The organism is Pseudomonas sp. QD4 (genome assembly GCF_049199125.1).
In the GTDB taxonomy this organism is placed as follows: domain Bacteria; phylum Pseudomonadota; class Gammaproteobacteria; order Pseudomonadales; family Pseudomonadaceae; genus Aquipseudomonas.
Window position 1 is genome coordinate 162,187 of record NZ_JBLZOM010000002.1, and the last position, 21,079, is coordinate 183,265.

At 62.8% G+C, this 21,079-nt stretch carries 19 protein-coding genes; 2 read left to right on the forward strand and 17 right to left on the reverse strand.

Going from position 1 to position 21,079, the window contains the following annotated elements:
• Positions 1–23 precede the first annotated feature (23 nt).
• From ACOZJV_RS11520 to ACOZJV_RS11560, 9 genes are all read right to left on the reverse strand, one after another.
• Entirely contained in the window at positions 24–1,637 is a 1,614-nt protein-coding gene (locus ACOZJV_RS11520; protein ID WP_421547689.1) for a methyl-accepting chemotaxis protein, read from the reverse strand.
• 85 nt (positions 1,638–1,722) lie between these two features.
• Positions 1,723–2,634, reverse strand: a complete 912-nt coding sequence (kdgD, locus tag ACOZJV_RS11525; RefSeq protein WP_078469325.1) for a 5-dehydro-4-deoxyglucarate dehydratase — start codon at positions 2,632–2,634, stop codon at positions 1,723–1,725.
• 217 nt (positions 2,635–2,851) lie between these two features.
• Positions 2,852–3,628, reverse strand: coding sequence for an ABC transporter ATP-binding protein (locus tag ACOZJV_RS11530; RefSeq protein ID WP_043230485.1), 777 nt, complete (start codon positions 3,626–3,628; stop codon positions 2,852–2,854).
• Positions 3,629–3,638: 10 nt separating this feature from the next.
• Entirely contained in the window at positions 3,639–4,478 is an 840-nt protein-coding gene (locus ACOZJV_RS11535; protein ID WP_078469324.1) for an ABC transporter ATP-binding protein, read from the reverse strand.
• Between the two features lie 11 nt (positions 4,479–4,489).
• The gene (locus ACOZJV_RS11540) at positions 4,490–5,407 is read right to left on the reverse strand and encodes an ABC transporter permease (RefSeq protein ID WP_020299860.1); all 918 of its coding nucleotides are present in this window, start codon (positions 5,405–5,407) and stop codon (positions 4,490–4,492) included.
• Between the two features lie 62 nt (positions 5,408–5,469).
• A complete protein-coding gene (locus ACOZJV_RS11545) occupies positions 5,470–7,080 on the reverse strand; it encodes an ABC transporter substrate-binding protein (protein ID WP_421547690.1) in 1,611 nt (536 codons plus the stop codon).
• 50 nt (positions 7,081–7,130) lie between these two features.
• Positions 7,131–8,168 carry an ABC transporter permease gene (locus tag ACOZJV_RS11550; RefSeq protein WP_078469322.1) on the reverse strand — a complete coding sequence of 346 codons (1,038 nt, stop codon included), beginning with the start codon at positions 8,166–8,168 and terminating at the stop codon, positions 7,131–7,133.
• A gap of 64 nt (positions 8,169–8,232) precedes the next feature.
• Entirely contained in the window at positions 8,233–9,843 is a 1,611-nt protein-coding gene (locus ACOZJV_RS11555) for an ABC transporter substrate-binding protein (protein ID WP_201129004.1), read from the reverse strand.
• 75 nt (positions 9,844–9,918) lie between these two features.
• A complete protein-coding gene (locus ACOZJV_RS11560; protein WP_078469320.1) occupies positions 9,919–11,073 on the reverse strand; it encodes a mandelate racemase family protein in 1,155 nt (384 codons plus the stop codon).
• 358 nt (positions 11,074–11,431) lie between these two features.
• Between ACOZJV_RS11560 and ACOZJV_RS11565 the strand changes: the two genes are divergently transcribed.
• Positions 11,432–12,157 (forward strand): oligogalacturonate-specific porin KdgM family protein, encoded by a 726-nt coding sequence (locus ACOZJV_RS11565; RefSeq protein ID WP_078469319.1) that lies wholly within the window; start codon positions 11,432–11,434, stop codon positions 12,155–12,157.
• A gap of 90 nt (positions 12,158–12,247) precedes the next feature.
• On the forward strand, positions 12,248–13,072 hold the full coding sequence (locus tag ACOZJV_RS11570; protein WP_421547691.1) for an NAD-dependent epimerase/dehydratase family protein: 825 nt from the start codon (positions 12,248–12,250) through the stop codon (positions 13,070–13,072).
• A gap of 76 nt (positions 13,073–13,148) precedes the next feature.
• On the opposite strand, the gene araH is transcribed toward ACOZJV_RS11570, so the two are convergent.
• The 8 genes from araH to ACOZJV_RS11610 form a co-directional block, all read right to left on the reverse strand.
• Positions 13,149–14,117, reverse strand: a complete 969-nt coding sequence (gene araH, locus ACOZJV_RS11575) for an L-arabinose ABC transporter permease AraH (protein ID WP_078471101.1) — start codon at positions 14,115–14,117, stop codon at positions 13,149–13,151.
• Positions 14,114–15,673: an L-arabinose ABC transporter ATP-binding protein AraG gene (araG, locus tag ACOZJV_RS11580; protein ID WP_421547692.1), complete on the reverse strand. Its 1,560-nt coding sequence runs from the start codon at positions 15,671–15,673 to the stop codon at positions 14,114–14,116. The genes araH and araG overlap by 4 nt, the downstream gene beginning before the upstream one ends.
• Before the next feature lie 96 nt (positions 15,674–15,769).
• A complete protein-coding gene (locus tag ACOZJV_RS11585; protein ID WP_421547693.1) occupies positions 15,770–16,774 on the reverse strand; it encodes a substrate-binding domain-containing protein in 1,005 nt (334 codons plus the stop codon).
• A 170-nt stretch (positions 16,775–16,944) separates the two neighbouring features.
• The gene (locus tag ACOZJV_RS11590; protein WP_421547694.1) at positions 16,945–17,763 is read right to left on the reverse strand and encodes an SDR family oxidoreductase; all 819 of its coding nucleotides are present in this window, start codon (positions 17,761–17,763) and stop codon (positions 16,945–16,947) included.
• A gap of 272 nt (positions 17,764–18,035) precedes the next feature.
• Positions 18,036–18,911 (reverse strand): SMP-30/gluconolactonase/LRE family protein, encoded by an 876-nt coding sequence (locus ACOZJV_RS11595; protein ID WP_421547695.1) that lies wholly within the window; start codon positions 18,909–18,911, stop codon positions 18,036–18,038.
• 33 nt (positions 18,912–18,944) lie between these two features.
• Entirely contained in the window at positions 18,945–19,673 is a 729-nt protein-coding gene (locus ACOZJV_RS11600; RefSeq protein ID WP_201130132.1) for a FadR/GntR family transcriptional regulator, read from the reverse strand.
• A gap of 148 nt (positions 19,674–19,821) precedes the next feature.
• Positions 19,822–20,385, reverse strand: coding sequence for a DUF1285 domain-containing protein (locus ACOZJV_RS11605; protein WP_078471096.1), 564 nt, complete (start codon positions 20,383–20,385; stop codon positions 19,822–19,824).
• Between the two features lie 22 nt (positions 20,386–20,407).
• Complete coding sequence (locus ACOZJV_RS11610) at positions 20,408–21,010, reverse strand: DUF4823 domain-containing protein (protein WP_020300280.1); 603 nt, start codon at positions 21,008–21,010, stop codon at positions 20,408–20,410.
• Between the last annotated feature and the right edge of the window lie 69 nt (positions 21,011–21,079).

Consider the following 21,079-nt stretch of genomic DNA (forward strand, 5'->3'; position numbering starts at 1 on the left):
CTCCTTTCAGGGGTCAGGGGGTGTCAAAGCCGAAAGCGCGCCACGGATTCGCGCAGTTCATCCGCCAGGCGTTCCAGGGAATGCACGTTGCCGTGGGCCGCGCGCACCGACGCCGCCGAGTCTTCGACGCGGTTGGCGATGCTCTCGATGTTCTGCGCCACGCTGGCGCTGGCCTGGCTTTGTTCGGCGGTGGAGCTGGCCACTTCGCGCACCTGGACCAGGGTCAGCGAGGCCCCGCGATTGATCTCGCGCAGAGCGTTGGCGGCCTGCTCGGCCAGGGCCACGCCAATCGCCACCTGGGGCGTGACGGCGGTCATGCCCTCGACCACCGAGCCGGTGTCGACCTGGATCGAATTGATCATGCGGGTGATGTCCTGGGTCGCCAGCGCGGTGCGCTGGGCCAGGTGCCGCACTTCATCGGCCACCACCGCAAAGCCCCGGCCCTGCTCTCCGGCCCGCGCCGCCTCGATGGCGGCATTCAGCGCCAGCAGGTTGGTCTGGCTGGCGATGTCGCTGATGGCGCTGGCGATGCCGTCGATCTCATGGGTGCGCTTGACCAGCCCGGCGATGCGCACCGAGGCGTCCTCGACCTGGGCCGACACTTGCTGGATCGCCCCCGCCGCCTGGTGCACCAGTTGCTCGCCGTCGGCCGCCAGTTGCGCCGAACGCGCGGAGTTGGCTTCGGTCTCGCGGGCACTCGAGGAAATATGATCGATGGTGACCGACATCTGCTCGATGGCCGCCGCCGTGGCGGTGGTGGCTTCCGAGGTCTGCTGGGAGGCGCCGTCGATCTGGCGCATCTGCCCGGTCAGGCCACTGGCCGCTTCGCCCAGCAGGCCGGAGCCGTTGTGGATGCCGACGATCATTTCCCGCAGGCTGGTCTGCATGGTCGCCACCGCCGCCAGCAGGCTCTGCGGGCCGAAGCGCCCGCTGACCGCGCGGCTCAGGTCACCGGCCGCGATCGCCCGCGCCACATCGGTGGCATAGGTCGGCTCGCCGCCAAGGCTGCGATAAATGCCTCGGGACATGCTCAAGGCCAACGCCGTGGTCACCAGCACCACCAATAGGCCGACCCCGAGAAACTGCCAGGCCAGGCGCCAGAATGCGGCATCGATGTCGTCGACAAAAATGCCGAAACCCACCAGCCAGTTCCAGCCGTCGATTTTGATGATGCCGTTGATTTTTGGCACCGCTTGTTCGGCGCCCGGGTATTTGGCCAGGTCGTCGAAGTAGGCGAACCGGGTGTTTTTCAAACCGTCCAGATAGCCCTGCCACTTGGTTCTACCGTCGACCAGAGTCACGCCGACGTCGACCTTGCCGATCACCTCGGGGTTGGGATGGACCAGGCCCAGGGCGTCCACGGTGCGGGCCCAGAGGTAGGTCTTCTTGCCATCGCGCAGGCTCGACAGGGCTTCGATGGCCTTGGCTTGCGCGGCGTCGCGGCTGAGGATGCCGCGTTGTTCCTGCTCCTGGTAATACGCCACTTGCTGCGCGGCCAGATTGAGCACGGTGTAAATTTCGCTGCGTTTGTTTTCCAGCATGTTCGAGCGCAGGGCGCTCAAGCCGAACCCGGCAATCAACAGCAGGCCGAGCACGGTGCAGATGACCATAAGCGTGAGTCGATGATGCAGCTTCATAACGCGTCCCTGTTGCGTTGTACCCGGCTCACCCGGTGCTTGATCGAGGTCCTGCGGCGCCCCGACAGCGCCGCAGGCAACCGCCTTATTGGGCGCCGAGTTTCTGGATCAGCGCGCCCAGTTGCTCCACTTCGTCCGGCAGCAGGTCGGTCAGCGGTGCGCGCACCGGGCCCGCGTCATGCCCGACCAGGCGTGCGCCGGCCTTGACGATGCTCACGCCATAGCCTTCGCAACGGTTGCGAATGGCCAGGTACGGCAGGAAGAAATCATCGATCAGGCGGCCCACGGTTTGGTGGTCGTCAGCGGCCACCGCCTTGTAGAAGTCCATGGCGGTTTTCGGGATGAAGTTGAACACCGCCGAGGAATACACCGGCACGCCCAGGGCCTTGTAGGCCGCGGCATAGACCTCTGCGGTCGGCAGGCCGCCAAGGTAGGTCAGGCGCTCGCCCAGGCGGCGGCGGATCGAGACCATCGACTCGACTTCGCCGATGCCGTCCTTGAAACCGATCAGGTTCGGGCAACGCTCTGCGAGGATTTCCAGGCTTTCGGCGTTGAGCCGGCACAGGTTGCGGTTGTAGACCACGACACCGAAGTCCACCGAGTTGCAGACCTGCTCAACGTGAGCCACCAGGCCCTTCTGGCTGGCTTCGGTGAGGTAGTGCGGCATCAGCAGGATGCCGGCCGCGCCCAGGCGCTCGGCTTCCTGGGCATAGGCGATGGCCTGGCGAGTCGGGCCGCCGGCGCCGGCGAGGATCGGCACCTGGCCTCTGCAGGTGTCGACTGCGGTTTTGATGATCTGGGTGTACTCGGTGGGTTCCAGGGAGAAGAACTCACCGGTGCCGCCCGCGGCGAACAGAGCACTGGCACCGTACGGGGCCAGCCACTCCAGGCGGCGGGCGTAGGTGTCGGCGCGGAAGTCGCCTTTCGCGTCGAAGTCAGTGATGGGGAACGACAGCAAGCCGGAAGACAGGACGGATTTTAGTTCTTGTGGAGTCATGGTTCGCAAACCTCGAGCCGGAAAGTGAATGAAATACCTTAAGAGGTACGTCATCGTACAACTAAAATTTGAAAAGGACCACGACAAAAACGTCCTGGCTATGTAACCGCAAGTAAAAACCCTATAGATAAAGGGCCTTACCCCGTAAAACCCATGGGATAGCGGAGCAGAGCCCTTTTATAGTTGTACGATAACAATAACGCTGTCAGCGCCCTCCTCAACCGGCGAGTTGCCGTTCGGATTCGCGGCTGAAATCGCGACTGGCCTGCACCAGCATCCGCGTATAGGCATGGCTTGCCAGGTCCTGGCTCAGGGCCTGGCTGTCGAGCAGTTCAACGATCTTGCCCTGCTGCATCACCGCCACCCGATCACACAGGTGGGTCACCACCCCCAGGTCGTGGGTCACCATCAGGTAAGTGAGTTTCTCGCGCTGACGCAGGTCCGCCAGCAGGTTGAGGATTTCTGCCTGCACCGACACATCCAGGGCCGAGGTTGGCTCATCCAGCAACAGCACCCGGGGTTCGAGAATCAGCGCCCGGGCAATCGCCACGCGCTGGCGCTGGCCACCGGACAACTGGTGCGGATAGCGATAGCGAAAGCTTTCGTTGAGGCCGACCTTGAGCAGAATTTCATTGATCCGATCGTCCTTGTCGGCGATGCCATGGATGATCAGCGGCTCACGCAACGCGGTGTCGATGGTGTGGCGCGGGTGCAGGGAACCGTAGGGGTCCTGGAACACCATCTGCACCTTGCGAAAGTGCTCCTTGGGGATCTTGTGCTGCAACGGCGCGCCGGCAATGCTCAGCTCGCCGCTCCAGTGCCGGTACTGACCGGCCAGGCAGCGCAGGACGGTGGTCTTGCCGGAGCCGGACTCCCCCACCAGGCCGAAGGATTCACCATCGGCGACGCTGAGGTTGACGTCATGCAGCACCTGGTTGAGGGCCGGGCCGGCGCCAAAACTGAGGTTCAGCGAATGGGCTTGGATCATGGGCATGGTCGGTTCCTCAAGAAGTCAGCCAGAGCGGATCGCGCTGCAGCACCGGCAGGCGCTCGCGGCGGTTGTCCATGCTCGGCAGGGCAGCCAGCAGGCCACGGGTATAGGGATGCTCGGCGTACTGCAGGTCGCAGGCCGCCAGGGACTCGACCACGCGCCCGGCGTACATCACCAGCACCCGGTCACAGTAATTGCGCACCAGGTTCAGGTCGTGGCTGACGAAAATCAGCCCCAGCTCCTGCTGCTCCACCAGCTCTTCGAGCACGCTGAGCACCTGCTGGCGCACCGAGACATCGAGGGCCGAGGTCGGCTCGTCAGCGATGATCACCTCGGGCCGGGTGATGACCATCATCGCGATCATGATGCGCTGCCCCATGCCGCCGGAGACTTCATGGGGGTACAGGTTGTAGACCCGCTTCGGGTCGCGGATATGGACCTTTTCCAGCATCTCCATCACCCGCTCGCGAGCATCGCTGCGGCTGGCCTTGTGGTGGGCCAGGTAGGCCTCGGCAATCTGGTCGCCGACCTTGACCACCGGGTTGAGCGAGTATTTGGGGTCTTGCATGATCATCGAGATGCGCTGGCCGCGGATCTTCTGCATGGCCTTTTCACTGGCCGAAAGCAGGTCGACATCGCCAAAGCGCAGGGTCTGGGCGGTGATTTTGGCGCTTGCCGGGTGCAGCTTGAGCAGGCTGCGGCCGACGGTGGATTTACCCGAGCCGGACTCGCCGACGATGGCCAGTTTTTCCCGGCCCAGGGTGAAGGACACATCACGCACGGCGTGCATTTCTTTCTTGCCACTGACGAAGCGCACATTGAGCCCTTCGACGTTCAGTTTGATGTCGGACATGGAGCCTCCGGTTACTCGCTACGCGGATCGAGGATGTCCCGCAGGCCATCGCCCAACAGGTTGAATGCCAGGCTGACCAGCATGATCGCCGCACCCGGTACAGCCACCAGCCACCAGCACTCGAGCATGTAGCGCCGACCCGTGGAAATCATCGCGCCCCACTCCGGCGACGGCGCCTGGGCACCCAAGCCGAGAAAGCCCAGGGCGGCGGCGGTCAGGATGATCCCGGCCATGTTCATGGTCAGGCGGATGATCACCGACGACATGCACATCGGCACGATGTGCCGCAGGATGATGCGCGACGACGAAGCGCCTTGCAGCTCCACCGCCACCACAAAATCGGCGTTGCGCAGGGACAGGGTTTCCGCCCGCGCCAGGCGTGCAATCGGTGGCCAGGAGGTCAGGGCAATCGCCACCACCGCATGCTCCAGGCCAGGGCCCAGGGCGGCGATAAAGGCCAGCGCCAGCACCAGGCTGGGGAAGGAAATGAAGATGTCGGTCAGGCGCATGAACACCGTGTCCACCACGCCGCCGTAGTAGCCCGAGACGGTACCGATAAACAGCCCGATCGGGCCGACGATCACAGTCACCAGGGTGATGATGTACAGCGTGATGCGCGAGCCATAGACCAGCCGGCTGAAGATATCCCGACCGTACTCATCGGTGCCGAACCAGTGGGCGGCGCCCGGTGCCTGCAGGGCGCTGGCCAGGTTCTGCGCGACCGGGTCATGGGTGGCGATCCAGGGGGCGAAGGCCGCGACCACGATCAGCAGCAGTGCGACCAGCAAACCGGCCAGGGTCATGGGGTTGCGCAGCAGGTGGCGCAGGACCCGCAGGCCGCTTTTGCACAAGGCATCGAAGCTGGACCCGGGGGCTCGCTCGCTCTGGCGTTTGGCGGTGGAATCGGTAGAAGACATGTTGGCAATCATCGGCATGTTCTCGGTTCGAAATCAGGATCACCCGATGCGCCCGCAGGCGCCCCGGGTGGCACTCAGCGTTGCTTGTAGACACCCAGGTAACGGGTGGCTTCGGCGTCATCGCCGTCGAAGCCCTTGACGTCGGAAGCGCTGACCACGGTGTCGGTCATCTGGGAAATCATCATGATCGGGCCCACCTGCTGGTCGTAGAGCTTCTGCGCCTGGTGGTACAGGCTCAGGCGCTGGGCACCGTCGCGCTCGATACCCACCTTGTCGATCAGGCTGTTGAGCTCCGGGCTGAAGAACGAGGCACGCCAGCCCTGGAAGTTGGGCAGGCCGGCGTCATCGCTGTTGTTGGGGTTGTAGGCAAAGGTGCGCAGGCTGAAATACGGGTGCGGGTAACGCTCGGCACCGCGGGCGACGATGATTTCGAAGTTGCGCGCGCGCATCGCGCCATACACCTGGTTGCCGGTGCCGGTAACGATGCTGGCCTTGATCCCGCCTTCGGCCAGGGTCGCCTGCAGGCGCGCGGCGATGTCGATGAAGGGCGGCTCGGACAAGGTGCGGATGGTGGTGCTGAAGCCTTCGGGGTAACCGGCTTCGGCCAGCAGTTTCTTGGCCTTGGCCACGTCCATGTGGTAACCCGGATCCGGCAGGCGGGCCTCCAGGCTCAGTTGCATCGGCTGCTGGTTGAGCTTGCCGTAGTAAGGCATCACCTGTTCGTCCAGGCCCTTGTAGTCGATCAGGTTGCGCACCGCTTCGCGCACCTTGGGCTTGGCGAACTCGGGCTGCTTCATGCTCATGGCCACGTAGTACATGGTGCCGCGCTGCAGGGACTGGACCTGGATTTTCTCCGAGCCATCGATGGCGCGGATGTCCGGCGCGGCCATGCCATAGGCCAGGTCGAGGTCGCCGCGCTCAAGCATCAGGCGCAGCGATTGGGACTCGGTCATGTGCCGCACCACCACGCGCTTGAGCTTGGCCGCGCCATTCCAGTAACCGTCGAAACGGGTCAGCAGCAGCGAGTCGTTGGCACTCCATTTGGTGAGCACGAACGGGCCGCTGCCGGCCTCGTTGGTCACCAGCCAGCCGGCGCCCAGGTCGCCGTTTTTCTCGTGGGCCAGGGCAGTCTTGCGATCCACCACCACAGCGCTTGGGGAAATCGCCAGGGAGTCGATCAGCAACAGTGGGTCCATGACTTGCGGCAGGTCGATGACCAGGGTGTGGGCATCGCTGGCACGGATCAGCGACTGAATATTGTCGACGCTGTAGCCGTAGGCCTTCCAGGTGGTGGCCAGGCCGAAGTTGAGCTTCATCACCCGGTACAGCGACCAGGCCACGTCTTCAGCGGTCAACGGGTTGCCGGAGTGGAACTTCACGTCCTGGCGCAGGTGGAACGTCACCTGCTTGCCGTCTTCGCTGATGTCCCAGCGCTCGGCCAGTTGCGGCAGGTGTTTTTCCGGGTTGCCGTGGTCGCGCTTGACCAGGGTGTCGTAGAGGTTGGCGTTGACTCCAGAGGCATCCAGGCCCGGGGCATTGGCCGGGTCGATGGAGAACAGGTTGACCATGCTCATGCCGACGATCAGTTGGTCGTTCGGCGTCTTGGCGTTCACCGCGGCCATCGGCCCCAGGGCCAGGACCGCCGCCAGCAGGCCCAAGTGCAGTTTGGAAAATGCAGTTTTCATTCAAGGATCCTTCTTCTTATATTTTTATCGGTTCGCAACGGCAAAACGGCTCAGCGGGTACGCGGGTCGAACACCTTGTACAAGGCGTCGCTGATCAGGTTCAGGGCGACGAAGATCAGGCCGATCACCAGCACACAGCCCATCACCGCGTTCATGTCGCCGAGCATCAGGCTGCTGGTCAGGTACTGGCCGAAACCGGGCCAGGCAAACACGGTCTCGATCAGCACCGCGCCTTCGAGCAGCGAGCCGTAGGCCAGCGCGACCACCGTCAGCAGTTGCACGAGGATGTTGCGAAAGGCATGGCCCCAGACCACCTGGCGGCGGGACAACCCCTTGACCCGGGCGGTGATGATGTATTCCTGGGACAACTGCTCAAGCATGAAACTGCGGGTCATGCGGCTGATGTAGGCCACCGAGTTCAGGCCCAGGATCAGCGACGGCAGGATGATATGGCGCAGGGCGCTGGCAAAGGCGTCCCAGTCCCGGGCCAGGGTCGAGTCGATCAGCAGCAGGCCGGTCACTTCCGGCACCATGCCGTCGTAGGCCAGGTCGATGCGTCCGGCGCCGCCGGCCCACCCGAGCCAGGCGTAGAACACCAGCAGGCCCATCATGCCCAGCCAGAAAATCGGTGTGGAGTAACCGAACAGGGTGATGACCCGGGCGATATGGTCCCCCAGGCGCCCCTGGTTGCTGGCGGCGCACACACCCAGCGGCAGGCCGATCAGGACCCCGAACAGAATCGCCAGGGTCGCCAGTTCGATGGTCGCCGGGAATACCCGCTTGATGTCTTCCAGCACCGGGTGGCCGGTCAACAGGGCGTTGCCGAAATCACCGTGGAGCAGGTCGTTGAGGTACAGCCCGAACTGGGTCCAGATCGGCTTGTCCAGGCCCATGGCCCGGTACACCTGGTCGTAGGTGGAACTGTCGGCGTCTGGCCCGACCACCGCCAGCACGGGATCCAGCGGCATGACCCGACCAATGATAAAGGTCAGCGCCAGCAGGCCGAGCAAGGTCACCAGGACCGTGCTGACACGCCGGGCGGTATTGGAAGCGCGAGCCCCCAACACGGAGGCAGTCGAAACAAACATAGTGAGCTCCTGATAAAACAGTCACCGGTACACCAAGGGCGCAGGGCCAGGCCCCGCGCCACACTCAGCGATTCTTGTAGACGTCTTTGTAGCGAGTGGTCGCGGCCGTGTGGCCTTGATAGTCGGCAACGTCGCCGTAGATCAGCACCGTATCGGTCATTTGCGAGACCGGCAGAATGGCGCCCACCTGCTGGTCGAGTTGCTCCTGGATCTGTCGGTACTGGGCCAGTTGTTTGCTGGCGTCAGGCTCGACCTCGGCGCTCTCGATCAGTTGGTTCAGCTCGGGGCTGTAGAACGAAGTGCGCCAGCCCTGGAAGTTGCTCAGCTTGGCTTCATCGCGGTTGTCCGGGTTGTACACCAGGGTCCGCAGGCTGGAATGCGGATGCCGCTCGGCACCGCCGCCGCCACGGCCGACGATGATGTCGAAGTTGCGCTCGCGCATCGCACCGTAGATCTGGTTACCGGTGCCGGTGATGATGCTGGCCTGGATCCCGGCCTGGGCCAGGGTCGATTGCAGGTTGGAGGCAATGTTGATGAAGGGCGGATCGGTCAGCACCCGGATGCTGGTCTTGAAGCCATTGGGGTAGCCGGCTTCGGCCAGGAGCTTTTTCGCTTCCTCGACATTCAGCCGGTAGCCCGGATCCGGCAGGCGCGCCGCCAGGCCCAGTGGCAACGGCCGCTGGTTGATCAGGCCGTAGTGCGGCATCACGGTCTGGTTGATGCCCTGGTAATCGATCAGCGAACGCACCGCCTTGCGCACCCGGGCATCGGCAAACATCGGCTGCTTCACGCTCAGGGCGACGTAGTACAGGGTGCCGCGCTGCAGGGTCTGGGTGCGCACCTTGTCACTGCCTTGCAGGGCTTCGATATCCGGTGCCGACATGCCCTTGGCGATGTCCAGGTCGCCGCGCTCGATCATCAGGCGCAGAGACTGGGACTCGGTCATGTTGCGCATGACGATGCGCTTGAGCTTGGCCGGTCCACCCCAGTAACCGTCGAAACGGCTCATGAGGATCACATCGTTGGCGCGCCAGTCATTGAGCACAAAGGCGCCACTGCCGGCGGCGTGGGTCACCAGCCAGGCGGCGCCCAGGTCGTTGTTCTTCTGGTGCTCCAGCACCTTCTTGCGGTCGAGGACAAACGCGCTGGGCGAGGTGGCCAGGGTGTTGAGCACCAGGAGCGGGTCGGTCGGCCGTGGCAGCTCGATGACAAAGGTAGTGGCGTCGGTGGCGCGCATGTACTGCTCGACGTTTTCCGCGCTGAAACCGTAGGCCTTCCAGGTCGAGGCCAGGGCCAGGTTGAGCTTGAGTACCCGCTGCAGGGACCAGGCGACGTCTTCGGCGCTCAGGGGGTTGCCGGACTGGAACTTGACGCCGGGACGCAGGGTGAAGGTCAGGGTCTTGCGGTCGTCGCTGACCTGCCAGCGTTCGGCCAGGGCCGGAACCAGGCGATCAGGCTGGGCCACATCCTGCACCAGCAGCATGTCGTAGAGGTTGGCGTTGATCTCCGAGACATCCAGCCCGGTGGCGGCGGCAGGGTCCAGGGACAACAGGTTGATCATGCTCATGCCGACAATCAGTTGATCGGCCGGGGTCTTGGCATAAGCGACAGGCAAGGTGGAGATCGCCAGAGTAGCCGCAAATACCCGCGCCCAAAGCGAGGGGAGAATGCTCATAGTGAGAGTGCCTTTCTTATATTTATTCAGGGCTCTCGGACGACCCGGCCTGGACCGGGAAGCCCGCGTTACACATCAGAAACTGTTGAGCGTGTTGGTCTCGATGAACTCGAAGTCGATCTCTTCACCCAGGCCCGGCAGGTCGGACAGATGGACGAAACCGTCGCTGTCCATCGGGTCGACCAGACGCTTGAGGTAGGCCGGGACTTCGTCGTAGTCCAGGTACGGGTGCAGCAGGCCACGCTCGTACCAGGTGCAGTTCTTGATTGCCCCGACCACCGCCAGGTTGGCCGCGCCATTGCCGTGGATCTCGCAATCCATGCCGAAGGATTCGGCCATGTGCGCCACCTTCAGGCAGGGGGCAATACCGCCGACACCGGCGACACCGGCGCGCAGGATGTCGCAGACATCGTTCTTCACCCAGCTGGCACGGCTCAGGTGCTTGCCGGCCAGGGTTTCCGGGCCGAGTACCGGAATATCCAGCTGCCCCGCCAACCAGGCGTAGGACTCGGCGGAGTCTTCCATCATCGGTTCTTCGAACCAGGCGAAGTCGAGCTTCTGCAATTCGCGACCAATGTAGAGAGCGTCGGTGCGGTTGTACCAGTGGTAGCCATCGAGCATCAGGGCGATGTCCGGGCCGACCGCTTCACGCACGGCGGCGCAGGCCTTGACGTCGATACGCGGGCTTGGCGCAAACGACACCGGCGGCATCCAGGTGTGCAGCTTGATCGCCTTGTAGCCGCGCTGGACCAGGGTCTCGGCAAAACGGCCGTAGTCTTCCGGGGTCGCCAGGCCGCCTGGCAATTCATCGCCACACATGGTCGAGCCGTACGCCGGCACCTTGTCGCGGAAACCGCCGATGAGTTTGTGCACCGGCACGTTGAACTTGCGCCCGGCCCAGTCCCACAGCGCCTGTTCCACCAGGGCCAGGGCACGGTCGGTGAGTTGGCTGGCGCTGCCGCGTTGCCAGTGCACCAGGTCGTGCCAGATCTTTTCGCGATCGAGGGCGTTCTGCCCGATCAGCACCTTGCGCACAAAACCATCGAGCACATAAGGACGGATCAATTCAGGGGCGCCGAAGGCATAACCCTCATTGCCGTCTTCGGTCTGGATGCGCAGCAGGGCCATCTTGGCCTGGGCGACATCACCGGGGTGGGCGTGGCCCGCACTGTCGACAGCGCGACGGGTCGGGTAGGAAAAAACCTGGACGTTGACTGCTGTAATTCTCATGGACGTCTTTAGCCTGCTTATTAGATTTATGACAGGAATGTCGCCTGCTGAAAATGATCATACGTCATCGTACAACACTTGAAAAGACGAAAAATAACCTCCGAATTTCCGCGCATTTTACCCCGTAAGCCCCGCAAAAGCCCCTATTTAAAGATGACTTAAAGACAACATAGTGATCTCTAGAGCCCTATCTATAGGCTATATATGTAACAAGGTGTTACAAACAGGGCCATAACCCGTAGACACCCCCATGGTCGTACGATAACGTATATCGACACCAAGAAATGAGACCTCCGCAACACCTCTGCTGCCAGCCGCACTGTTCACAAACCCAACAAAAACAATAAAAGAAGACTCCATGAACATCACATTCCGTACCCTCGTTACGCTCGCCACACTCAGCCTGCCTTTCTGCGCCAGCGCCGATTCCGCCAACATCAACTACCGCCACCAGTTCACTGAAGACGACAGCGCCCACGCCGATCGGATCAAGCTCGGCTATCGCCTGGACAGTGGTCTGGGGTTTGAGGCGGAGATGAAATACCGCACGGCCGGCGATCGCGAAGACGTCGCCTACGACAACATGGTCAACAACGGTCACGAGTTCACCGTCAGCTACAACTACAAGCTGAGCCCCCAGTCGACCCTGACCCCGGCGTTCCAGATGGACAGCTCGAAGGACTCGACCAGCTACAAGTTCGGGCTCAAGTACAACTACAAGATCAACGATGCCTTCTACGTCGCCACGCGCTACCGGCTCGATGCCAAGAAGCTCGACCGCGACCAGATCAACGAAGACTTGCCTGATCGCGCCAAGGACAACCAGAACACCAACCGTTTCGAAGGCTGGCTGGGCTATACCCCGGCCAGCAAGTGGGCCTATGAGTACCAGTTCATCTACTTCAAGACCGACTACATCCGCTACGACAACAAGAAGAGCGACTACGAGCAGAACATGATCGTCAAATACAAACTCACCAAGGAGTGGGTTCCGTTCATCGAGATCGGCGACGTCAAAGTCAATTCCACCAGTGATGACCGTCAAGCCCGCTGGCGCTTCGGGATCCAGTACAACTTCATGTAACAGTCGAGCCGGCCTGGCGATCGCGCATCGTTCACCAGGCCTGGCCGCCCCCTCCCCCTTCGCAACCACAGCTCTATGGAAGACCCGACCATGACCACACAGCCCCCTTCGCGCAAACCCTTCACCCGCATCCTGCTGACGGGCGCCGCCGGTGGCCTGGGCCAGATACTCAGGGAAACCCTGCAGGCCCACGCCGCCGTCGTCCGCTCCTCGGACATCAGCCCCATGGCACCCAGCCGCGGCGCGCATGACGAAGTGATCAACTGCAACCTGGCCGACAAGGCCGGGGTCGAAGCCCTGGTCAAGGACGTGGAGGCCATCGTCCACCTCGGCGGGATTTCCGTTGAGCGGCCCTTCGAAGAAATTCTCGATGCCAACATTCGCGGCACCTTTCATATTTACGAAGCGGCGCGCAAACACGGGATCAAACGCGTGGTGTTCGCCAGCTCGAACCACGTCACCGGCTTCTACCCGCAGGACGCAGAACTCGACGCCCACAGCCTGCGCCGCCCGGACGGTTATTACGCGCTGTCCAAGTCCTATGGCGAAGACCTGGCGACCTTCTACTTTCACCGCTACGGCATCGAAACCGTGAGCCTGCGCATCGGTTCGTCATTCCCCGAACCGCGCAACCTGCGGATGCTGTCCACATGGCTCAGTTACCAGGACCTCGACCACCTGGTGGAACGCGCACTGCTGGCCAGAGATGTCGGGCATAGCGTGGTCTACGGCGTATCCGCCAACCGCGACCTGTGGTGGAACAACCGTCACGCCGCGCACCTGGAGTTTGCCCCGCAGGACAGCTCGGAAAAATTTCGCCCGCAGATCGAGCAGCAGCCCAAGCCTGCGGCCGATGATCCCAACAGCCTGTTCCAGGGCGGCGCGTTTACCGCAGCCGGGCCGTTCGGCGACTGAGACTGCCCCTCTCCCTGCGCGGGGGGGGCCCCGGCCCCCCCCCCCCCCCCCCGGGGGGGCCCCCGGCTGTCTTGCCTTAACGCTGCTTCAAACGGTCGATAACCACCGCCAGCAGCAGGATCGAACCGCGAATCACGTACTGGTAAAACGTGTCGATGTTCTTCAGGTTCATGGCGTTCTCGATGATGGCCAGGATCAACACCCCGGCAATCACGTGGCGGATCATGCCGATCCCCCCGCTCAGGGACACCCCACCCAGTACACAGGCCGAGATCACCGTCAGCTCGAACCCCTGGCCGATCATCGGCTGGCCCGAGGTCATGCGCGACGCCAGGATGACCCCGGCCAGGGCACCGATCAGGCCGTGCACGGCGAAGATGATGATCTTGGTGCGGTCGACGTTGACCCCGGCCAGCAACGCCGCTTCCTGATTGCCGCCGATAGCCATGGTGTTGCGCCCATAGGTGGTGTAGTTGAGCAGCCAACCGAAGAACAGGAAGCACACCAGGGTAATCAGGATTGGCACCGGCACCCCGAACAGTTGCCCGTTGCCAAATACGAAGAAGCTTTCCTGGGAGACCCCCACGGCCTTGCCGTCGGCAAAGATATAAGCCAGGCCCCGGACAATCTGCATGGTCGCCAAGGTGGTGATCAGGGCATTGACCCGCAGCTTGGCGATGACGATGCCGTTGATCAGCCCCACCACCAGGCCCATCAGCAGCGCCGCGCTGACGCCGAGAAACACGCTGTTGGTAGAGCGCATTACCACCGCCGCGACGACACCGGCGCAGGCGATGACCGAGCCGACCGAAAGGTCGAAGTGCCCCGACGCCAGGCAATAGAGCATGGTGCAGGCCGCGATCCCGGTGGTGGAAATCGCCAGCCCCAGGCCACGCATGTTCAAGGGCGAAAGAAAGTTGTCGATCAGCAAGGTACACAGGGCGAAGATCGCGATTGCCGCCAGCAGCATCACCCAGTCATCCAGGAAGCGGCGCAGGTCAGGGGCTTTGCGCGGTGCACTCAAGGTGGTGTTTTGCGTACTCATAGAGACCTCTCGGATGGGCCAGGGCCTTGGCTGCGCTGGCCTGGCAATGCCAGTTGCAACAGATTGGATTCATTGGCCCGGGCACGGGGCAATTGGCCGCGTACCGCGCCTTCGCAAAGCACCAGGATGCGGTCGGAAATGCCCATGACCTCCATCAGGTCGCTGGAGACCACTATCACCGCGATGCCACTGGCAGCCAGGTTGTGGATGATCTGGTAGATCTCGGCCTTGGCGCCGATATCGATGCCCCGGGTCGGTTCGTCCAGCAGCAGGACTTTCATCGGCATCGACAGCCAGCGGCCGAGAATGGCCTTCTGTTGATTGCCGCCGGACAGGTACATGATTTTTTGCCCGGGCGATGGGGTCTTTACCTTCAGCGCCTTGATCTGCCTGTCGGCATTGCTCCGCTCCCAGTCGCCGCGCAGCAGGCAGCCCAGGGTCGAGTGGGCGCCACGGGCGCTGATGTTGATATTTTCCGCGACGCTGGCCAGCGGCAGGATGCCCTCCTTCTTGCGGTCCTCGGGGCACAACAGCACCCCCGCCGCGATCGCATCCCGGGGCGAACTCAGGGTCAGGGGTCGCCCCGCCAGTTCCAGGCTGCCGGCACTCTTGCGCGCCAGGCCGCTGAGCAACCGCAGCAACTCGGTACGGCCGGCGCCCACCAACCCGAACAGGCCGAGAATCTCGCCCTCGCGCACGTCAAAACTCACCGGCTCACGCAAGCCCGGGCCGAGCAGACCCTCGACCTTGAGCGCCACCGCGCCCGGCTCCCGCGGGCGGTAATCGTAAATATCCTGAATGTCCCGACCCACCATGCAGGTCACCAACTGGTCGTGGCTCAGCTCGCTCATCTGCTCGAACGTGCGCACATAACGCCCGTCCTTGAACACCGTCACCGCGTTGCAGATGCGGAACACTTCTTCCATGCGATGGGACACGTAGAGCACCACTTTGCCCTCGTCCCGCAGGCGCGCAATGATCGTCATCAGGCGCTCGATTTCCCGGGAAGACAGGCTGCTGGTGGGCTCGTCGAAGGCAATCACATGGGCGCCACGGGACAGCGCCTTGGCGATTTCAACCAATTGCCGCTGGCCCAGGGACAGCCGGCCGACCTTGTCCTGGGGGTCGATCTCATCGGCCAGGCCCTTGAGCAATGCCAGGGCTTTGCGCCGCAACTCGGCGCCTTTGACCAAGCCGAAACGCGACGGCAGATGACCGAGAAACAGGTTCTCGGCCACGGTCATTTCCGGCACCAGATGCAGCTCCTGGTGAATCACCGCGACCCCACTGGCAATGCTCTGCGCCGTGGACTTGAAACTCAGCACCTGCTCGCCGATCTGCAAGTGGCCGCTGCTCGGCGCGTAGGCCCCGCCAAGGATTTTCAGCAACGTCGACTTGCCCGCGCCGTTCTCCCCCATCAGGGCGTGAACCGTTCCCGGGTGCGCCACGAAGCTGATATCCGCCAGTGCCTGGACCCCGGGGAAACGCTTGCCGATGCCCGTGAAGCGAAGGCTGCCGCCCACGTTCACGGCCGCTGTAGTTGTTTGCGCCTGCATAGCCCCTCCTCGATCCGACGAGTGCGGCAACTGCCGCCCTCGCCTACCACCCGTTCAAGCGCCCCGGACCCGGGCCGCCAGCGACTCGCCCGGCGCTCAGTTCCACAGGCCGATTTTTTCCAGCTCCTGCTTGAAGTTGTCCCGAGTGATCAGGGTCACGTCGTCCATGGCGGTGTATTTGGGGGGTTCTTTGCCGGTGGTGATCCACTCGAACATCATGCTCGCGGTGTTGTAGCCCTCGATGTGCGGGCTGGGCAGCATCGAGCCGAAGAAGCCGCTGTTGACCTTTTTCAGCTCGCCAATAGCGTCGGTGCCGTTGATGCCGATGCCGATCACGTTGGCGGCGGCAAAGCCGGCGCTTTCCGTGGCCCGCACGCCACCGAGCACGGTGTTGTCGTTCATGCCGCCGATGATCAGGTTCTTGGCCGCACCTGGCAGCTTGACCAGGGCCGAATTGGTGGCGTCCATACTGCCTGGTACGTCGAGGGTCTTGAGTGCCGAGAAGATGATGTGATCCTCTGGCAGGCCGGCGTCCTTCAGGGATTTGACCGAGCCGTCAGTGCGCTTCTTGCCGGTGTCCAGCTCGTTGAAGGTGTTAATCACCGCGTAGGTGTCTTTCCAGTCCCAGCCGCGCTTCTTGGCCTCGGCAGCCATGGCGTTGCCCTGTTTCTGCCCGACTTCGAAGGCCGCCATTCCCAGGTAGGGAACGTCCTCCATGAACTTGCCGTTGGCATCGACGAAGCGGTCGTCCACCGCCATGACCTTGAGGTCGTTGAGCTTGGCCTTGGCCATGATGGCCGGGCCCAGGGACACATCCGGCGGGCAGATGACGAATCCTTTGGCGCCATTGGCCGCCAGGCTGTCGATGGCCGAAAGGGTTTTCTCGCCATCGGGCACGGCGATTTTGATCAGGGTAAAGCCCTTGTCCTTGGCGGCTTTTTCCGCGAAGGCCCATTCGGTCTGGAACCAGGGCTCTTCCGCCTGCTTGACCAGAAAGCCGATTTTTACCGCTTCGGCCGCCAGCAAGCTGCTGCTCAGGCTGACTGCGGTCACCGCCAGGGCGGCGCGACACAGGGAACGGAACCCACGACGACGATTCATAGCTCACTCCTTATTTTTATTGAAAGCCAACCGCCTCCAGGCACCACCTCCGATTGGGGGCTTTGCGCAGCCTGGCGGCGTATCTCGTTGCAGTCACAACTTCAAGCGAATAGTCATATCATATGATCATTGCGCTTCAGGCGAAGTTCTCAGCCCGAAACACTCCACCGTCAGTCGTGGTAGAGCACTGATCGCCCACCATCGATGGTGATGCACGACGCATTGATGAACGGCGCTTCATCGCTGGCCAGGAATACCGCGGTCATTGCCACCTCGATTGGCTGGCCGATGCGTCGCGGCGGGTGCAGGTCCAAGGCCCGCTGGCGCTCGGCATGGGGATCGGCAAAACCGTTCCAGTAATCGACGTTCAGTTGGGTCTCGATGTAACCCGGGGCGATGGCGTTGACCCGGATGCCCTTGGGCGCGTATTCGATGCCCAAGGCCCGGGTCAGCCCCAGCAGGCCGTGCTTGGCCACCGGGTACGGGAAGCAGCCGGGAATGATGTGGGTGGAGTGGGTCGAGGCGATGTTGATGATGCTGCCGAAGCCTTGCTCGATCATCTGCGGCAGCACCGCCTTGCAGCCGTACCAGGCGCCGTCCAGGTCGATGGCGAAGCAGCGTCGCCAGTCGTCCTCGGTCATCTGCAACGGGTCGCGGAACACATTGACCCCGGCGCAGTTGACCAGTACGTCGATCCGGCCGTGCAGCTCGATGGCCTGCCGGGCCAGTGCATCGAGGTCCGCCTGCCGCGACACATCGGCGCGCAGGGCCTGGACATCAGCGCCCTGCTCCCGCCAATGAGCCGCCACGCCCTCGACCTTTTCCGCCTGGATATCGCTGATCACCAGTTTTGCCTGCTGCGCGGCGAAGCAGGCAACAATCGCCTCGCCGATTCCCTGGGCCGCGCCGGTCAGCAGCACTACCTTGTTTTTCAAGCGTTCGCCCCGGGGCGGTTCAGGCACCGGCGGCAAGGAAAGAGCATCAGCCATGAATCGGGACTCCTGTGGCAGGGCACGACGAACGCCGGGCATCCAGGGATGACCGGCCAGCATCGACAGGGGTAGGTATGAACCGCGCACCGGCAGGCGCCGGCCGGCCTTGATGGCCTGAAACATCGACTCCGCTAAGGAGTGCGTAGGAAGATCTCTGCATCGCGTCACCGGTATTATTTTTTTAGTGTGAGTGCGTGGAGCTGTGGCCGACTATAAACCCGGCCCTTAAGAAATCTCAATATATAATTTTACATCCCACATATAGGGATTTAACCCGCGAAACGCGTGCATACCGTGCCCGCCACCGAGACCCGAACTGCCAGCACTGCACCGTCCAGCCCATGCGCCTGCGGGCTGGCGGCACTGGTGACGTACAGGGTCTGCAAGTCCTCCCCACCAAACACACAACTGGTGGGCCGACTGACCGGCAGCTCGATAACCTGATCCACCTCTCCATCCGGGGTCAGGCGCAGCAGGCAACTGCCATCCCAACGGGCGTTCCACAGGCAACCTTCGGCATCCAGTGCCGAGCCATCCGGCCCTCCACGGGGATGCTGCCCCAGCCAGGCTTGTGCCGGCCCGAGGCTGCCGTCAGCCGCGACGACATAGCGATTGAGGGTGCCGTCCAGGCTGTCGGCAAAATGCAGGGTGGCGCTCTGATCACTCCAGATCAGGGTATTGGGAATCCCCAGCCCCTGGAGCAGCGGCGTCACCTGCGCATTGGCGTCGACCCGGAACAGGCCGCCGCTGCGCTGCACCACGGGCAGGTCCTCGCCGTGGGGTCCGATGTTGTTCTGCATGGTGCCGAGCCAGAGTCGCCCCTGCTCATCGCAACGCGCTTCGTTGGCCCGGTTACCGGGGTGCGGATCGGCGACGCACAACAATTGCAGCCGGGGCACATCGGCCGGGGACTCCAGGTCGAGCCGATAGACCCCGCTGCTCAGGGTCACCAGGGCATCGCCACGCACCGTAGGAATAAAGGCAGACACGTGTTCCGGCAGGTGCCAGACCCGCAAGCCGCCATCCTTGAAGCGCAGCGCCTGCTTTGCAGCAATGTCCACCCAGTACAGGGCCTGTTCGGCACCGTCCCAGAATGGTCCCTCGCCCAGCAGGGCCCGATGCGGGGTAACCGCCTTCCAGTCCATACAAACTCCCGCTCTTATGGTGGTCAGGTGATATCAGCGTCCGGCAGCGCTGGCGGCCTTGCCGGCCATCAGATCCGGGTAGTAGCGCTTGATCGCCAAGGCCGCGTTGTCGATCAGGGTCATGCAGGCCCAGACGCTGCGCCCGGTATCCCGGGCGGCAATGGCGTGGGCCAGGTCCTTATGAATGGGCAAGGTGCGCCGCAGTTCGTCGGGGTCGGCGGCCGAGACTTCGAAGCACACCGCGAGCAGGGCCCCCAGGGCCGGCACCATTTGCTCGATGAACTGGTTATGGCTGGCGGCAAGAATGCACTCGTGGAAATACTGATCGGCGAGGTTGTAATCCAGGCCGCTGTCGACCGCGCGCTCAAGGGCGTTATAGGCCAGCGTTATGGCCTCGATCTGCTCCACCGACGCCCGCTCGCAAGCCCAGCGCACGGCCATGGGTTCGATGGTGCGACGCAGATCCAGCAAGTCGTCGACAAAGTTTTCCGGCAAGCCGTTGCGTGACAGCCAGCCCACCACCTGCGGATCGAACAGGTTCCAGCGCCGCACCGGCAATACCCGGGTGCCAACCTTGGGCCCGACTTCCAGCAAGCCTTTGGCAACCAGGGTCTTGATCGCTTCGCGGATCACCGTGCGACTGACCCCGAGCTGCTGGCCCAGGTCCGCCTCGACCTTGATCGCCTGCCCGGGCTGAACATGCCCGGCGGCAATCCAGGCGCCCAGCCAATCGACCGTCGACGCGTGAAAACTGTTGGACATGGACACCCTCGTGATGAAGAAAAACGGAGCCGTGCAGCATCGGCTCACGCTATTGATCATATGATTGGCTGTCAAAGGTTTTTCGACGGGCAGGCGACAACCTCAAGCAGCGTGATGCCGAGGTATCAACTGAGGGTAGCGCCTGGAGTCAGGGCTCAAGGCCGATAGGAAAGAACACACCGCCGCTCCAGACCCCGAGCCAGCGCTGGCCGTCGATTTCACGGGGCACTGCCAGCTCCACCAACTGGTAGAAGACGTTGCGATGAATCAGGGCTTCGAGGTTGCTGCGGATATGGACGTACGGCGCCGGTTCCTGGGTCTGGGGGTCGATGACCACGCGCAACGGATGCTCGGTACCGGCTTCGGCCTGCTCCTCGACGTTGGTGGTAAAGCGCAGCAGCTGGTGCTCGCCTTGGCCCTGCACGTCCAGGGTTACCGCGACAAAGGGTGCGTCGTCGACCTTGATCCCGACCTTCTCCACCGGTGTGATCAGGAAATAATCGTCACCTTCGCGCAGCATGATGGTGGAGAACAGCTTGACCATCGGTTTGCGCCCGATCGGGGTACCCAGGTAGTACCAGGTGCCGTCGCGGGCGATCCGCATGTCGATATCGCCACAGAAATCGGGGTTCCACAGGTGGACCGGCGGCAAGCCTTTTTCAGACTTGGGAATTTGCGCCAACAGGTCGTTGGCTTTGCCTGGACCACTCATCGATGTACTCCTTGTGCGTTGCTCAGTCGCTCAACCCCAGCAAACCACGGGCGTATTGCTGGAGCGGCGGACCGAGCAGGTCTTGCGGTTTGTTGTCGTGGAACGTCAGTAAACCGCCACGACTGCGAATCCGTGCAGTATCGATCAAATACTGGGTGCTGGTCTCGATCAGCATGATCTGGATGACGCCGGTGTCGACACCCAGGCGGTCCACAGCCTCTTGATCGAACCACTCATCGGAGTTGCCGATACGGTCGTCGGCCTTGGCAAAGCGAGCATAGAGCAGGTAGTGCGCACCGACTTCCCGGGCTTCTGCCATGGCCTGGTTGAGGCCTTCGGGCGCTCGGGCGCGGCGCACCATCGGGAAGTATTCGATAAAGCCGTTAAAGGCTTCTTCCGCCACGACGTTAGGTCGCGGATAGGCGCTGCCAGGCGGCACAAACGCGCCCTGGGCGATAAATATGAACGAGTCCGGCTGAATGCGGAACGAACTCGTGCGGCGCGTATCGCTGTGATCGAGCATGCCCGAGTCGCTCAAGTGATAACGCACGCCCTCGCCCATATCGCTGACATTCATGCAGCCGCCAAGCGCCAAAAAGGCCAGCAGCAAAACCAGGCTACGCATCCTACCCTCCAGAAGCCGGTGACGGAAAACCGGCGAATGGGCACGAGATGCAGCTTCCGCGCCAGCTTG